The organism is Catenuloplanes atrovinosus, assembly GCF_031458235.1.
In the GTDB taxonomy this organism is placed as follows: Bacteria; Actinomycetota; Actinomycetes; order Mycobacteriales; family Micromonosporaceae; genus Catenuloplanes; species Catenuloplanes atrovinosus.
This window is the reverse complement of sequence record NZ_JAVDYB010000001.1, coordinates 3687200-3702287: the sequence shown is the minus strand read 5'-3', so window position 1 is coordinate 3702287 and position 15088 is coordinate 3687200. Positions and strand designations below refer to the sequence as shown.

General features: G+C 74.1%; 11 protein-coding genes. 7 read left to right on the top strand and 4 right to left on the bottom strand.

Translation table 11 applies throughout. The features are described 5' to 3' along the window. The first annotated feature begins 11 nt into the window (after positions 1–11). Positions 12–1631 (top strand): ABC transporter transmembrane domain-containing protein, encoded by a 1620-nt coding sequence (locus tag J2S41_RS16670; protein WP_310368745.1) that lies wholly within the window; start codon positions 12–14, stop codon positions 1629–1631. Beyond that, positions 1628–3304: an ABC transporter ATP-binding protein gene (locus J2S41_RS16665; protein ID WP_310368743.1), complete on the top strand. Its 1677-nt coding sequence runs from the start codon at positions 1628–1630 to the stop codon at positions 3302–3304. Before J2S41_RS16670 ends, J2S41_RS16665 begins: the two co-directional genes overlap by 4 nt. Positions 3305–3388: 84 nt before the next feature. Here J2S41_RS16665 and J2S41_RS16660 read toward each other — a convergent pair whose 3' ends face one another. Continuing rightward, complete coding sequence (locus tag J2S41_RS16660; RefSeq protein ID WP_310368741.1) at positions 3389–8008, bottom strand: tetratricopeptide repeat protein; 4620 nt, start codon at positions 8006–8008, stop codon at positions 3389–3391. Next, positions 8005–8361, bottom strand: coding sequence for a CU044_2847 family protein (locus J2S41_RS16655; protein WP_310368740.1), 357 nt, complete (start codon positions 8359–8361; stop codon positions 8005–8007). Before J2S41_RS16655 ends, J2S41_RS16660 begins: the two co-directional genes overlap by 4 nt. A 299-nt stretch (positions 8362–8660) precedes the next feature. On the opposite strand from J2S41_RS16655, the gene J2S41_RS16650 reads away from it, so the two are divergent. Beyond that, complete coding sequence (locus J2S41_RS16650; RefSeq protein WP_310368738.1) at positions 8661–9902, top strand: PQQ-dependent sugar dehydrogenase; 1242 nt, start codon at positions 8661–8663, stop codon at positions 9900–9902. A 117-nt stretch (positions 9903–10019) separates the two neighbouring features. Here J2S41_RS16650 and J2S41_RS16645 read toward each other — a convergent pair whose 3' ends face one another. Both J2S41_RS16645 and J2S41_RS16640 read right to left on the bottom strand, forming a co-directional pair. Beyond that, a complete protein-coding gene (locus J2S41_RS16645) occupies positions 10020–10463 on the bottom strand; it encodes a hypothetical protein (protein WP_310368736.1) in 444 nt (147 codons plus the stop codon). A gap of 34 nt (positions 10464–10497) precedes the next feature. Beyond that, complete coding sequence (locus tag J2S41_RS16640) at positions 10498–10974, bottom strand: hypothetical protein (protein WP_310368734.1); 477 nt, start codon at positions 10972–10974, stop codon at positions 10498–10500. Positions 10975–11023: 49 nt separating this feature from the next. Here J2S41_RS16640 and J2S41_RS16635 point away from each other — a divergent pair, with 49 nt between their 5' ends. The 4 genes from J2S41_RS16635 to J2S41_RS16620 all read left to right on the top strand — a co-directional run bounded on the left by J2S41_RS16635 (position 11024) and on the right by J2S41_RS16620 (position 15083). Next, positions 11024–11896: an ABC transporter permease gene (locus J2S41_RS16635; RefSeq protein ID WP_310368732.1), complete on the top strand. Its 873-nt coding sequence runs from the start codon at positions 11024–11026 to the stop codon at positions 11894–11896. After that, complete coding sequence (locus J2S41_RS16630; protein WP_310368730.1) at positions 11893–12636, top strand: ABC transporter permease; 744 nt, start codon at positions 11893–11895, stop codon at positions 12634–12636. Before J2S41_RS16635 ends, J2S41_RS16630 begins: the two co-directional genes overlap by 4 nt. 97 nt (positions 12637–12733) lie before the next feature. Then, positions 12734–14842 carry a DUF4832 domain-containing protein gene (locus J2S41_RS16625; RefSeq protein ID WP_310368729.1) on the top strand — a complete coding sequence of 703 codons (2109 nt, stop codon included), beginning with the start codon at positions 12734–12736 and terminating at the stop codon, positions 14840–14842. A gap of 46 nt (positions 14843–14888) precedes the next feature. Beyond that, a complete protein-coding gene (locus J2S41_RS16620; RefSeq protein WP_310368728.1) occupies positions 14889–15083 on the top strand; it encodes a ferredoxin in 195 nt (64 codons plus the stop codon). The last annotated feature ends 5 nt before the right edge of the window (positions 15084–15088 follow it).

Here is a 15088-nt window from a genome sequence, read left to right as displayed (position 1 = left end):
CGTCCCGGACCATGTTGCGTGACATGGTCCGCCGCCACGCCCGTGCCGTGGCGCTCTGCTGCACCGGGTCCGGCATCCACCAGATCTGCGAGGCGCTGGTCCCGCTGGCGATCGGGCTGACCGTCGACCACGCGGTCGACGGCGGCCCGCCGTCCGCGATCCTGCTGGCCGTGGCCGGTATCCTGCTGCTGTTCGTGGTGCTCGGGGCGGCCGCCGGCATGGCGTACTGGCGGCTGAACGGCGCGGTGCTCGGCGAGGCCCACCGGCTGCGGGTCCGCACCACCGCGGCGCTGCTGGCCGACCCGGGCCTCGGTGCCGACCGGCGGACCGGCGACCTGGTCAGCGTGCTCACCGTGGACGCCACCGCCGCGGCCGAGTTCCTGCGCGGCCTGGTCGGCATCGTCTCCGGCGTCGCCGGCCTGGTGGTCACGGTGGTGGTCCTGCTCCGCGTCGACCCGCTGCTCGGGCTCGGCATCCTGCTGCTGGTACCCGCGCTGACCTGGGCCGTGCGCCGCCTCGGACCCTGGCTGGAGCGCCGGGCCGGAGCACGGCAGCGGCTGGTCGGCCGGGCCGCCGCGCTCGCCGCCGAGTTCGTCACCGCGCTGCGCACGCTGCGCGGCTTCGGCGGCGTGCCCGAGGCGCTGCGCCGCTACCGGGACACGGTCGCCGACGCCCGCGACGCGGCGCTGCGCAGCGCCACCGCGGTCTCGCTGGTCGAGGGCATGGGCCTGCTCGCGTCCGCGATCGCGCTGCTGGGCACGGTCGCGGCCGCGGCCGCCATGGTCTCGGCCAGCCGGATCACCATCGGCGGATTCGTCACCGCGGTCACCATGGTCTCGTTCGTCGGCGACCCGGTGCAGCGCGTCGCCCGCGGCGTCCAGCAGATCTTCGCCGCCCGGGCCGGCGCGGCCCGGATCACGGCGCTGCGTCCCGCTCCCGCGCCGGACACCGGACCGGCACCGGGCGAGGCCGGGCCGCCCCGGCTGCGCGCCGCCGCGATCGGGCCGGTCACCGGCATCGACCTGACGCTGCGGCCGGGCGAACTGCTCGGCGTGGTCGCGGCCGACCGGGCCGTCGCGGACACGGCCGCGGAGATCTTCGCCGGGCGGCGCGCGCCGGATCGGGGCGAGGTCACGTTCGGGCAGCTACCACCCGGACACCCGGACCTCCGCCGGTACGTGCTGGCCGAGCCGCACGCGGTCACGCTCCTCGGCCGCACGCTCACCGAGGCGCTGGACACCGGCCGCGACACCGGCGCGGCGGGCCGCCGGGCGCTGGCCGCCGCGCACGTCACCGACCTGGACGAGGGCCTGCTCGACGGCAGCGCCAACCTCTCCGGCGGGCAGCGTCAGCGGGTGGCGCTGGCCCGGGCGCTCGCGGCCGTACCCCCGATGCTCGTTCTCCGGGATCCGCTGACCGCGGTCGACGCGGTCACCGAGCACGACGCCGCGGCCGGGCTGGCCGCGTTCCGGCGGCAGAGCGGCGGCGCGACCGTGGTGGTGACCACCTCACCGGCGCTGCTGTCCCGCTGCGACCGGGTGCTGTTCCTGCCCGACCGCGGGCCGGCCGTGCTGTCCACGGCCGCGCTGCTCGGCGCGGACACCGGCTACGCCGCGGCGGTGCTGCGATGAGCGCGCTGCCGATCGCCACCGCACGCCGGACGCTCGCCGGGCTGGCCCGCACGGTCCGCGCCGAACCCGCCGCCGCCCGGGCCGCGCTCGCCTGGACGCTGGTCGGCGCGATCGGCACCGTGGCCACGCCGCTGCTGCTCGGCCGCCTGATCGACGGATTCCGGCCCGCGCTGTTCGCCCTGGTGACCGTCGCCGCGCTGGTCGCCGCCGCCGGTACCGCGCTGGCCCGCCGCGCCACCGAACGGCTCGGCGCGCGCGTCGCCGCCCGGCTGCGCGAGTCGGTGCTCGGCGCGTCGCTGCGCCTGCCCGCACCGGTGCTGGAACGCGCCGGCAGCGGCGACGTCTCCTCCCGCGTCACCGAGGACGTGGAGAACGTCGCCACCGCCGTCCCGCTGATCACCCAGGTCTTCCTCGCGGTGATCACGGTCGCCGTCGCCGCGTCCGGTTTCCTCACCCTCGACTGGCGGCTCACGCTCGCGTTCGCCCTGGTCTTCCCGGTGTACGCGATCAGCCTCCACCTCTACCTCCCGCGCGCGGGCCGGCTCTACGCCGACGAACGCCGCCTCGCCGCGGAACGCGGACGCGTCCTGATCGAATCGCTGCGCGGCCGGGAGACCGTGGCGGCGTACGACATGTCCGGGCTGCAGACCGGCCGGGTCGAGGCGGCCTCGGCCGAGGCGCTCACCACGGGTCTTCGCGCGCTGCGGCTCTACGTGTGGTTCAGCAAGTCGATGAACGCGGCGGAGGCGATCGGGCTCTCCGCGATCCTGCTGACCGGGTGGTGGCTGGTGCGCGTGGACGCGACCACGATCGGCGCGGCGACCGCGGCGGCGCTTCTCTTCCACCGGCTGTTCACGCCGCTCGGGACGTTGCTGCTCTCCTTCGACGAGGTGCAGCGGGCGGGCGCGGCGCTGGCCCGAACCGTCGGGGTGCTGCTGGTCCCGTCCGCACCGGCGGGCGTCGCGCGTAAGCCGCGCGGGGCCGTCGGGGTGCGGGTGGAGGGCGTGCGGCATACGTACCGGCGGGAGGTTTTGAAAGGTCTTGATCTGACCATCGCACCGGGTACGTCGCTGGCACTGGTCGGCGCCAGCGGGGCCGGGAAGACGACGCTGGCCGGGATCGTGGCCGCCGTGCTGCCGCCGACCGCCGGGCGGGTCACGCTGACCGACGCGGACGGTGCGGTTCCGGTCGGGGCGCTGGATGCGGAGGTGCTGCGGGACTGGGTCTGCCTCGTGTCGCAGGAGACGCACGCCTTCGCCGGCACCGTTCGGGACGATCTCACGCTCGCGGCGCCGGACGCCGGGGACGAGCGCCTCGTCGCGGCGTTGCACGCGGTGGGGTGGGCGCATGGTCTCGGGGAGGTCGCCACGCCGGGGCCGGCCGAGGCGCAGCAGCTCGCGCTGGCCCGGGTGCTGCTGCGGGACCCGCCGGTGGTGATCCTGGACGAGGCCACGGCGGAGGCGGGGAGCGCGGGTGCCCGGGTTCTGGATCGGGCCGCCGCGGCGGTGATCGAGGGACGCACGGCCATCGTCGTCGCGCACCGCCTCAGCCAGGCCCGCGCGTGCGACCGGATCGCGGTGCTGGATGAGGGCCGCATCGTCGAGGAGGGCACGCATGACGCGCTTCTCGCCGCCGACGGGGTCTACGCCCGGCTGTGGAAAGCCTGGTCGTGACTCTTTCGCTATGCCCGGCGGGGTAGCGGTGTGACTCGTCACCACGTACGCCCGGCGAGGGCTACGTGCTCCCGGGTCGTCGGATCATGTGCCGTCTCCGTGTTCCGGTTCGTCGGCGTCTTCGAGTATCGCGATCAGCGCGGCCAGGGACTGGTCGTCGAGGACGGTGCCGGCCGCCTGAGTGAACGTCGTCTCGTCCAGTTTCGTACGAAGGTCCCGGAGCCGGACGATATCGAATCCGGCTTCCGGGAGCCCGATGCCGAGCCGTATGGCAAGTGCGCGGCAGTGGAGCGGGACCGCCCCGGCGGCGTCGTTCATGTCGGCCCGCAGGACACCGAGTTGGCTGATCGAGGCGGCCGCGGACGCTCGGTGGCCGAGTTCCTCGAAGGTGGTGAGGGCCTGCTGGTAGCGGCGTTCGGCTTCGGAGCGGTCCCCCCGGTCCTGTGCGAGCATGCCGAGCTGGTGGTGGCTGATGGCGGCGCCGGCCCGGTTGCCGAGTTCTTCGTCGATGGTGAGGGCCTGCTGGTAGCGGCGTTCGGCTTCGGAGTGGTCTCCCCGCTCCTGTGCGAGCATGCCGAGCTGGTGGTGGCTGATGGCGGCTTCCGCTCGGTTGCCGAGTTCCTCGAAGGTGGTGAGGGCCTGTCGGTAGCGGCGTTCGGCTTCGGAGTAGTCCTCCCGGTCCTGAGCGAGCATGCCGAGCTGACCGTAGCTGCTGGCGGCGCCGGCCCGGTTGCCGAGTTCCTCGTCGATGGTGAGGGCCTGTTGGTAGCGGCGTTCGGCTTCCGCGTAGTCATGCCGAATCTGGGCGAGGATGCCCAGTTGGTGGTGGGTGTTGGCCGTGGCGGCTCGGTTGCCGAGTTCCTCGAAGGTGGTGAGGGCCTGTCGGTAGCGGCGTTCGGCTTCGGAGTAGTCCCCCCGGTTCTGGGCGAGGATGCCCAGTTGGTGGTGGGTGTTGGCCGTGGCGGCTCGGTTGCCGAGTTCCTCGAAGGTGGTGAGGGCCTGTCGGTAGCGGCGTTCGGCTTCGGAGTAGTCCCCCCGGTCCTGGGCGAGGATGCCCAGTTGGTGGTGGGTGTTGGCCGCGCCGGCTCGGTTGCCGAGCTCCTCGTCGATGGCGAGGGCTTGCCGATAGCGCCGTTCCGCTTGCGGGTAATCGCCCCGAGCCTGGGCGAGAACGCCGAGCTGACCGTAGCTGCTGGCGGCGCCGGCTCGGTTGCCGAGTTCCTCGTCCCGGTCGAGAGCCTGCTGAAAGCGGCGCTCGGCTTCCGCGTAGTCTCCCCGAGCCTGGGCGAGAACGCCGAGCTTGTAGAAGTAGGCGGGGCGACGAGGCGAATTTGGGGGAAGCCGGCGCAGGGTGTCGTGGATGAGGCTGGTCTCCCGGTCCCACGCACCCGAGGTGTGGAGCTGATCACAGATGTACTCGGTGATGACGCCGGCGGCGTCCGAGTCGCCGTTGGCGAGCAGATGGTGACGGGCCTCCTCCATGTCGTGGAGGTCGGCGGTCCGGTCCTGCGGCCAGACGTTCACGCGCCATCGCCAGTAGGCGGCGGCCTCGCGGTGGGCGGAGGCGACGAGCGCCGGTCGGTGGTGAGGGCTGGTGGGGGCGTCCCAGCGCTGGTGGAGTTCGGTGGCCGTCCACCGGTGCATCACTATCCGGCCATCATCGAGCGTGGCGACCAATCCTGTCCCGGATAGGTGCCGGATCAGCCCGTCGAGGCCTGCCGGTGCGGCGAACGGCGCCTCCGGCGGCCGCGAAACCTCTTCAACGAGCGGTTCCAGGCGTTCCCGGTCGGTCGGCGTCAACGGGCTGTCCGGGCCGACCACATCGCCGAGGTCGTCCAGCTCGAACTGATAGCGCGCAAGCAGCTCACGGATCTGCGCTACCGCCTCGCCCGGATCGGGTCCGGCCGGCGGGTTCGGGTCCGGGACACCGACGTGGAACAGCAGTGCGTTGCGATCGACCGGTTCGCGGTAGACGCTGATCGCGGCCAGGAGCGTGACGGCGCCGTCGATGGCGGCGAGCCGGTCCAGGTGTTCGGTGAGCAGCACGTCGTCGGCGGCCAGCGTGACGGTGTCGGCGAGCGCGGCGTCGAGAGTGCGCTTCTGCCCCAGCCACTCCGCGGCCCGGTCCGGCCCGAGACGGTCCTGGACCGCGTCGCGCAGCCGATCGGTGATGTCGGCGAAGCGGCCGGACCCCGCCGTGCCGGACTGCGCGTCGGGCAGCAGCGCATCCAGGTATTCCAGCGCCCGCGGGTGCCCGCCGACCGTGCGCCACACCCGCTCCCGCCCGGACTCGTCGGCGGCGTGCCGGTCGAGGCGGGGCAGCGACCACAGCAGCTTCCGGGTCTCGGCCAGACTCAGCGGCGGCACCTGATAGGCGTGCAACCGGCCGCCGAGCGCGAACGGATACCGGCAGGTGATCAGCAGCCGGCTACGGCCGGGACTGCCGAGCCACGCGGCGAGCAGCCCCGCCAGGTTCGGATCCGTGATCGACCAGCCGTGGCCGGCGTCCGCGGCGAGGTTGTCCTCGAAGTTGTCCAGCACCAGCAGAATCCGGACGCCGGCCAGAACGTCCTCCCGCAGCAGCCCGAACCGGTCCCGCCACGGCACGTCCACCCGGCCGGCCGTCTGCACGGCCACCGCCGCGTCCCCGAACAGTTCCTGCCGGCGGAGCAGGTCCCGGCGCGCCACGTCGGCCACCGCGGCGAGTACGCCGTCCACGGTGGCCGTGCCGGTCACGGTGACCAGGCGCCAGTCATCCGCGGTGTCCAGCAGCCGGCGGACCAGCTCCGCGGCCAGGGTCGTCTTGCCGATCCCGCCGATGCCGTGCAGCAACACCCCGGCCGTACCGTCGCTGAGCAACAGGCCGGGCAGGACGCGCTGGGCGTGGCGGCGGCCGACGAACTGCCCCACCGGGCGCGCCAGCAGACCCTTCAGGTCCGGGACGGTCTCCGCCCGCCGCCCGGCGGGAGCGTCACCGTCCACGACGGTCACGGCCGGGGCGGAGGCCAGCACGCTGACCACGCTCCACTCGTCCATGCCGGCCACCGCTTGGGTCAGCGCGTCCGTACCCATGGAGAAGTTCTGTTGCACCGCGCGGCGAGACTGCGCGACCGCGGCGACCACGTCCGGCGAGCCGGACCCGGCGAGTTCCGCGTAGACGCGGGCGAAGAGCTGGGTGGCGTACACGTCGGTCACCGAGGTCTGGGTCGCGATCACCGCGCCGGCGCCGCGCCGGGCCAGCTGCGCGGCGAACGACTGCGCGCCGTCCTCGCCCTCCGCGTCGGTGTAGCAGGCGGCCAGGGAGATCACCCGTGGCATCCGGCCCGGCGGGATCGCCTCCCGCACCAGGGTCTCCGCGTCGACGCCGCGGGCGTTGCCCCGCTCGTCCTCCAGGTGCAGCAGCCCGGGGGCGCCGTGCGCGGACAGGTGCAGCACGTGCGTGGCGTCCTCGTCCAGGACCGCGCGGATCGCGGCGGTGGTGGCGAACGGCACGATCCGCACCACCGCCCGGCTGCGGTGCGCCGAGTGCACCGCGTCCAGCACGCTGCTGAGTTCCCGCTCGTAGTCCAGCAGGGGGCCGCCGCCCGTCTCCGGCGACGCGATCGCGACCACGATCCGCAGCGGGCCGCCGGCGGGCGTGGAGCGGGAGCCGGCCGAGGGCACCCGGCGATACACCGACACCAGCTCGTGCAGCACCAGCGGCCGGCCGGTCACCGGCTCCGGCAGCGCCTCCCACGGCAGCGGCCAGTGCCCGGGCGCCTCGACGCCGAACCGTACCGGGACATGGGCCCGCTCCGCGCGGTGCAGCACCCGGGCGAGCGCCTGCGCCACCGGCACCGGCAGGAACGACTCGGCCAGCAGCTCACCGGCGCGACGCAACGACACCACGCCCGGCGCGCTCCGCACCGCGGTGACGTCGTCGCGTACCACCGTCTGCGGTCGCGCCCGCTCCCGCCGCACGTCGTGCAGCGCGTTGACCAGGCCGGCCCGCACGCCGCGATGATCGGCCGTCACGTCCTCGCCGGCCCCGGACAGGTGCACCCGCGAGTCCGACACCGCGAGCACCACGTCCAGCCGCGTCCCGGACGGCAGGTCGTCGTCGATCTCCACCCGGGCGACACCGTCCAGCAGCGGCCGCAGGTCCTCGACGCGGGCCACCCACACCGCATTGGCCAGCCAGCCGTCCGCGGAGTTGTAGCGGCCGGACACCACGCCGGCCACGGCCCGGTCCGCGGCCCGCAGCACCGGCGCGCCGCTCATCCCCGGCATCACCGCGTCCGCCTGCAGGCGCGACCACAGCACGTTCTCCCGCAACGCCGGGCCCCGCCACCGGCCGCCGGAGGACACCAGCTGGTAGGTGTGGCCCGGGTCCTCGATCGTGGGGTGGCCGGCCACCGTCACCGGCTCGTCGTCGCGCACCGCGTCCGACCGGATCAGACGAACACACGAACCCGCCAACGGGGTACGGGTGGTGAGCACCGCCAGATCGTGGACGTCGTCGACGCGCGCGACCACGGCGTCCCGGGCCGGGCCGCCGCCGATCGGCGCCACCCGCACCACGTCACCGAGTTCGGCCGCGCCGGCATCGCGCAGCACGTGACGGGCCGTGACCAGGACGCCCGCCTCCACCTGGAAACAGGTGCCCACCGCGGTGCCCTCCGCGCCGGCGACCCGGCCGAGGAACTCCAGGCCGGGCACCGTCACGGCACCGGCTCCTCCTCCGGCACGCCGCCGACGGCCGCCGCCCCGTAGACGATCTTCACCTTCAGCGAGGCCTCGCCCGTCGAGCCGGCGACGATCACGTCGCCCTTCGCCGAGACCTTCACCCCGAACTCCACCTCCACCAGCTCCGGGCTGCCGGCCCGGGCCACGATCCGGCCCACCGTCCGCGCCGTCGACACCGCCGCCTCCTCCAGCACGGCCTGCGCCCGCTCGAACGCCCCGGCCGCGTAGTCCGCCACCCGGCCCGCCGCCGACGTCTCCTGCGAACCCGCCACCGGCACCGCTTCCAGCAGCACCTCGACCGCACCCACCCGCACCGGGATCAACTGCGCCACGAACGTCCTCCACACTGGTCGGAAAGTGAGTGCGATTCACCGCGAGGCCGACTCCACCAGCCGATACTCGTCCAAGCACTGAAGCACGATGCCGGCCGGAATCACAGTCCCCAACGGACGACCGCCCCTCCACCCATCGGCGCGGTCCGCTGTGGGGAGCCTCGTCTTCGCCGTACGGCTCCGGGCCGTGGGCGGCCAGGGCTCGCGCACGTGAGCGGCCGACTGGACATCGCCTTATGTCGATGTATTCTGGGAGCGCTCCCGCACCGCCTCCGCCACCTCGATCGAGGAGCTCAGACATGTCACGACGCCGTCTGCGTCCGGCCGCCATGCTGGCCGGCCTGCTGGTTACGGCCCTGTCCGCGCTGCTGCTGACCTCCGTGTCGGTGGCGGGCGACGCGGCGGCCGAGACCTCGCACACCCGCGCGACGCCGCTGACGGAGCTGACCGTCGCCACCGAGCAGGTGGCGTCCGGGCTGCGGCGGCCGATCGCGATCACCGGGCTGCCGGACGGGCGGATGCTGATCGCGGAGAAGGCCGGCACCGTCCGGGCGTACCATCCGGGCACCGGCCTGGCGGCCGAGCCGGTGCTGGACCTGACCGCGCTGGTCGACCCGTCGAACAACGAGCGTGGCCTGCTCGGCATCACGCCCGCGCCGAACTTCGCGCGCACCGGGCTGCTCTACGTGGCCTACACGAGCCTGCCGGCCGGTGCGCTGACGCTGGCGCGGGTGCCGATCGGCGCCCCGGATCGGCTGCAGGTGCTGCTGACGCAGGAGCACGCGGAGTACGGCAACCACAACGGCGGGCAGGTGGCGTTCGGCCGGGACGGCTATCTCTACTGGTCGCTCGGCGACGGTGGCCACGCGAACGACCCGTTCAAGGCCGGGCAGGATCTCGGCACGCTGCTCGGCAAGATCGTGCGGATCGACGTCAACCGGGCGTGCGGCACGAAGCTCTACTGCGTACCGTCCGACAATCCGTTCGTCCGCAGGGCGGGTGCCCGGCCGGAGATCTGGCTCTACGGGCTGCGCAACCCGTGGCGGTTCTCCGTGGACCCGGTGGACGGCTCGCTGTGGATCGGTGACGTCGGCCAGGGCCTGGTCGAGGAGATCAACCACATCCGCCCCTGGCAGGGCGGCGCGAACCTGGGCTGGTCGTGCCGGGAGGGCACGCCGATCTTCGACCCGGAGCAGTGCCGGTCCGACGTGCGCTACACCGACCCGGTCTTCGAGTACGACCACTACAACGACAACTGCTCGGTGACCGGCGGCCCGGTCTACCGAGGAGCCAAGACCCCCCAGGCATACGGTACGTACATCGCCGCCGACTACTGCTCGACCCGGGTGTTCGCCGTGCGCCCGAAGTCCGGCGGCGGCTACGACACCGCCACGATCGGCAACTTCCCCACCCAGCCGACCGCCATCGGCACCGACGTCACCGGTGAACTGTACGTGCTCAGCGACCTCCCGGGCTGGCTGAGCCGGGTGCGCTTCCAGCACGTCCCCCCGGTCACCCCCAGCCCGGTGGCGAACCGCTGACGGTGGCGGCGGCGGTCTCCGCTGTTCGACGCGCGCGGCCACCGGCTCCCGTTCGCCCGGTGGGGTACCTGGCCCGGCCGGCGGACGTGGAGCCGCCGGCCCGGAACGCGGGGGGCCTCAGCCCAGCGAGGACCGGATGCGCGCGAGCGCGGAACGGATCATCGTGCCGTAGTCGTCGTCGGGGAGTTCGCTCAGGTGGGCCTCGGTGGCGTCGGCGTGCTGCCGGGCCCGCCCGGCCTGACCAGCGCGCAGGTAGCCGTCCGCCAGGTTGAGGTGCAGCGACGGCAGGAAGGCACGCACCCGCAGCGAGGCGTCGTGTGCCCGCGCCCGGGCGTCGTCGAGGTCGGCCACGGCGGCGAGCGCGCGCTCGTCCCAGCGCAACTCGTCGTGCACATCGTCCTGGAGGTCGGCGAGGTGGTGGGCGATGCTGCACCGGTGCAGCGCGTCGCCGTGCTCGCCCACGGTGTCCCACAGCGTCGTCAGCGTCTCCCGGGCCCGCGCGCGCTCGCCCGCGCGCGCCAGCTCGAGTCCTCGTCCCAGTTCGGTCATCACCGTGTCCATGCGGGCGAGCCTGGACCCTCGACCGGCGTGAGGGTCAAGCGGCGCCGGTGCGGGACAGCTCCATCACCCAGTTGAGCCGCCACGTCCGGCCGCCGTCCCAGGAGAACTCCTGCTGCCAGCGGGCGGCGTCGGCGCCGTCCGTGGTCCACTCGAACCGCAGCCGCACCGGCCTGCCGCCGACCACGTCGTCGCCCTCGAAGACGCCGCGGCCGTCGCGCCACGCGCCCTCCAGCGGCGGGTCGAGGTGGCCGGGCCGGCGGCTGGAGGCCCACCAGATCCGCCACACGCGCGCCTCCGGGTCGAACTGGCGCAGCGTGAGACCCTCGAACGGCGGGTCCTCGGCCGTGATGCGGTCGATGTGGCCGAGGCCGCCGAGGATCGGCTCCGCGTGCGCGGTCGCGTCGAACTCGACCCACTCGGTGCACTCGGGGTCCGCGTTGTCCCTGATCCTGCGGTTGCGTACCCGCCAGTCGCCGAAGATGAAGTCGAAGTCGGCACGGCCGTCGTCCATGGTGATCTCCTGTCGCGAACGGAATCGCATGGTCATCCGGTACGGGATCGTGCCAGCGATTCCCGACAACCCCTGTCGGGTGTTCGCCGGCACGGTGCTGCGCACGCGGGTGGCCACGGAGGTGCCGGACGCCGCCGTGCGGGCCCGTGTCGCCGCGGAGTTCGGCCTCGACGCCTCGCCGGCCGAGCAGTACTGGCGGTGGCTGCTGGCGGCGCTGCGCGGCGACCTCGGGCTGTCGTTCGTGACCCGCACGCCGGTCGCCGCCATGGTGCTCGACGCGCTGTTGGTCTCCTCGCTGCCGGCCGCGCTGTCCCTGCTGCTCGCGGCCGCGGCCGGCATCCCGGCCGGCGTGCGCGCGGCGCACCGCCCGGGCGGCTGGGCCGACCGGCTGCTGACCGGCGGCGGCGTGCTCGGCGTGTCCGTGCCGGAGTTCGTGCTGGCGCCGGTGCTGATCCTGGTCTTCGCCGTGTGGGGCGGTGTGCTGCCGGCGGTCGGCTGGGGCGAGCCCCGGCACGTGGTGCTGCCCGTGCTCACCATGGCGGTCTACCCGGCCGCGCTCGCGGCGCAGCTGGTCCGCGCGGAGACGGTGGAGGTGCTGACCCGGCCGCACATCCGCGCCGCCCGCGCGCACGGGCTGCGGCCGTCGTGGATCCTGTGGCGGCACGCGGCCCGGCAGGGGACCGTCTCCGTGCTGTCGCTGTCCGGCATGTTCGTGGCCGGGCTGATCGGCGGTTCCGTGGTGGTCGAGGTCGTCTACGGCGTACTCGGGCTGGGCCGGCTGCTCTACGATGCCGTGCTCGCCCAGGACCTGCCCGTGGTGCAGGCGGCGACGCTGGTCGTGCTGGCGATCGCGCTGGCCGGCGGTGTGCTGGCCGAGGTGGTGCAGCTCGCGCTGGACCCGGTCGCGCGGGACCGCGGATGAGGTGGCTGCTCGCCGCCGGCGCCGTGTTCCTGCTGGCGCCGCTGGCGCTGCCCGACCCGGTGGCCACCGACTTCACCGCGATCCTGGCCGGCCCGTCCTGGGCGCACCCGCTCGGCACCGACCAACTCGGCCGGGACGTGCTGTCCCGGCTGGTCTCCGGCGGCCGGCTCACGCTCGGCCTGACCGCGGCCGGCGTGCTGTTCCCGGCCGTGGCCGGCACGCTCGCCGGGCTGGTCGCGGGCTATCTCGGCCGGGGCGGGGTGGCCCGCCTCGCGGACCTGTGCGCATCGCTGCCGACCGTGCTGATCGGGCTGCTCGCGGCCGTCGTGCTCGGCCCTGGCCTGCCGTCCGTCCTGGTCGCGGTGTGCGCGGTCGGCTGGACGCCGTTCGCCCGGCAGGCCTACCAGCTGACCGTACGCGAGGCCGGGCTGAACTACGTGGACGCGGCGCGCGCGCTCGGCGCCGGCCCGCTGCGCATCGCCGGGCGGCACATCGCGCCGAACATCCGGTCGCCGCTGGTCGCGCACCTGTGCCTGCGCTTCGCGGGCACGCTGCTGAGCGTGTCCGGCCTGTCGTTCCTGGGCCTGGGCGTGCAGCCGCCGACGCCCGAGTGGGGCGCGATGGTGTCGGACGGGCGCGCCCACCTGTTCGGCGCGCCGCACCTGGTGCTGGCGCCGGCGATCGCGGTGGTGCTGACCGCGTCGCTGGCCACGGCCGCGGGGCGCCGCCTCGGCCGCTGAGCGCGCCGTTCGTGGGTGTTACCCCCGGCCGTACGGTTGCCGGCGGTTCACCGCCATAGGCTGCCGGTGAGCCGCCGACCCGTATGAAGGATCCGCCATGCGCCATGCCCGCCTGATCGCGCTCTGCGCGGTCTTCGCGCTCGCGGCCCTCTTCGCCGCGCACAGCGCCGCCGCCGACCTGTTCGCCCGGCCCGCCGCCGCGGTGTCCGGCGTGCCCGAGCGGCCCGCGCCGCCGGCCGCACCGGACCCGTCGCTGACCGCGCACGCGTTGACCGCCGCGCCCGGACCGCTGGACAACCCGCTCAAGGGCTTCGCCCGGTTCTACGTCCCCGGCGAGGACCAGAACGCGGGCTATCCGCGGTCGCTGTCCTGGAGCTACTTCGGCCTGTCCGAGGTGATGCGGGACGCGGGGAACTGCGCCGCGTACGACTGGTCCGTGGTGGACCGCGCGCTGAACGAGATGGCGTCATACGGCAACCAGGCCGCGATCCGGTTCTACCTGGAGTACCCGGGCGGCACCGGAGGCCACCCGGCCAACGCGATCCCGCGCTGCTTCGACGGGCACGTGGCCTACCGGACCAACACGCACTGGGGAACGGTCTCGCCGGACTACGACAGCCCGTACCTGCTGGACGCGGTCACCGCGTTCATCGGCGCGCTCGGTGCCCGCTACGACGGCGACCCGCGGATCGGCTTCCTCAACCTCGGCATCGTCGGGCTCTGGGGCGAGTGGCACACCTGGCCGTTCGACGCGGACACCGGGGACGGCCACCCGAACCTGATGCCCACCGATGCCAGCGGCGCGCGGATCGTGCGCGCGTTCGACGACGCCTTCGACGTCACCAAGCTGGAGATCCGCTATCCGGAGTCGGCCGGCGGCGCGGCGGACGACCTCGACATCGGCTACCACGACGACTCGTTCTGCTACCGGGAGGGCTCACCCGCGGCCGGGGTCACGTTGCCGCGATCCCTGGGCGGCGCCTCGTACTCGCAGCTGGAACGCGCGCTCGACCGGGGCGTGGAGAACAAGTGGATGACGAGCTCGATGGGCGGCGAGGTGCGGCCGGAGATTCAGGGGACCGCGTTCGACGCCTGGCCGGGCGGCTCCGGGCAGGTCGACGACATGCGGGCCTGCATCGAGCTGGAGCACACCACCTGGAAGATCAACCAGGGCAGCCAGGGCTATGCCCCCTCGGATCCGCGGGTGGCCGAGGCCGTACGGCTGATGGGGTACGACCTGACGGCCACCCACGCGTACCTGCCGGACCGCGCGAGCGGCACGGCCACGGTCGGGGTCACCATCGCGAACCGGGGCGTCGCGCCGTTCTACTACCCGTGGACGATGTCGCTCGGCCTCCGGGACGCGGCCGGCACGGTGGTGAAGACCTGGGACACCTCGTGGGACCTGCGCACGGTCATGCCGCTGCGCATCCGGGCGTTCCCGGACTGGAACGCGGGCGCGGCGTACCTCGACCACGGGCACCCGCGGTACTTCCAGACCGGCGTGGACCTCACCGGCGTACCGGCCGGGTCCTATCAGGTGGTGCTGCGGGTGCGGAACCCGCTGGAGGCGATCAGTCCGGCGGCGAAGAAGCTGCGCTTCGGCAACGCGAGCCAGGGCGGCGACGGCTGGCTCGGCCTCGGTAACCTCGCCGTCGACCCGGGTGCGGGCGGCACTCCGGCACCATCCGCCCCGGAGCCGGAGCCGGAGCCGGAGCCGGAGCCGACCTCGTCGGTCCCGGCCGGTGGCGGCCTGACGCTCGACGACTTCGACGGCGCGCCCGCCTATCCCGCGGACGCCCGGAACGACCTGCGCGGCTGGACCGGCGGCAACTGCTTCGCCAACGGCGACGGCGGCGGCGTGGTCGCCGACGGCGCGCTCACGCTGCGCTACGACAACTGCGGCTGGTTCGGCAGCGACGTCGGCACCGACGTCTCCGCGTACACGCACCTGGTGGTCCGGATCAGGGGCGATGCCGGCGGCGAGGAGTCCCACTTCCACCTCAGCCTCGGCGGCACCACCCGGCTCCTCGGCGAGTACGTCCTGGACGGTGGCGCCCGGCCGGCGGTGACCACGCGGTACCGTGACATCCGCATCCCGATGGCCGCGAACGGCATCGACCCCACCCGCCCGGGCCAGCTCGCGATGGGCTTCTGGTACGGCGGCCGCGGCACCGTCACCATCGACGGTGTCCGGTTCGAGTAGCCGGGCGTCGCTTGACCGGCACCGTTGATCGGCGTTGACTGATCCGATGAGGCTCTCCGTGGATCAGGACAGCTGCATCGGCTCCGGGCAGTGCGTCATCACCGCCCCCGAGGTCTTCGACCAGCGCGACGAGGACGGCATCGTCACGCTGCTCACCGACCGGCCGGACCCGGGCGATGCCGCGGACGTGCGGCACGCCGCCGCGATCTGCCCGGCCGCCGCGATCTCCGTGGCGGACTGACCGGC

Coding starts and splice junctions, on each gene's coding strand:
- J2S41_RS16670 (WP_310368745.1), top strand. CDS start 12: ATGTTGCGTGACATGGTCCGCCGCCACGCCCGTGCCGTGGCGCTCTGC.
- J2S41_RS16665 (WP_310368743.1), top strand. CDS start 1,628: ATGAGCGCGCTGCCGATCGCCACCGCACGCCGGACGCTCGCCGGGCTG.
- J2S41_RS16650 (WP_310368738.1), top strand. CDS start 8,661: ATGTCACGACGCCGTCTGCGTCCGGCCGCCATGCTGGCCGGCCTGCTG.
- J2S41_RS16645 (WP_310368736.1), bottom strand. CDS start 10,463: ATGGACACGGTGATGACCGAACTGGGACGAGGACTCGAGCTGGCGCGC.
- J2S41_RS16640 (WP_310368734.1), bottom strand. CDS start 10,974: ATGGACGACGGCCGTGCCGACTTCGACTTCATCTTCGGCGACTGGCGG.
- J2S41_RS16630 (WP_310368730.1), top strand. CDS start 11,893: ATGAGGTGGCTGCTCGCCGCCGGCGCCGTGTTCCTGCTGGCGCCGCTG.
- J2S41_RS16625 (WP_310368729.1), top strand. CDS start 12,734: ATGCGCCATGCCCGCCTGATCGCGCTCTGCGCGGTCTTCGCGCTCGCG.
- J2S41_RS16620 (WP_310368728.1), top strand. CDS start 14,889: ATGAGGCTCTCCGTGGATCAGGACAGCTGCATCGGCTCCGGGCAGTGC.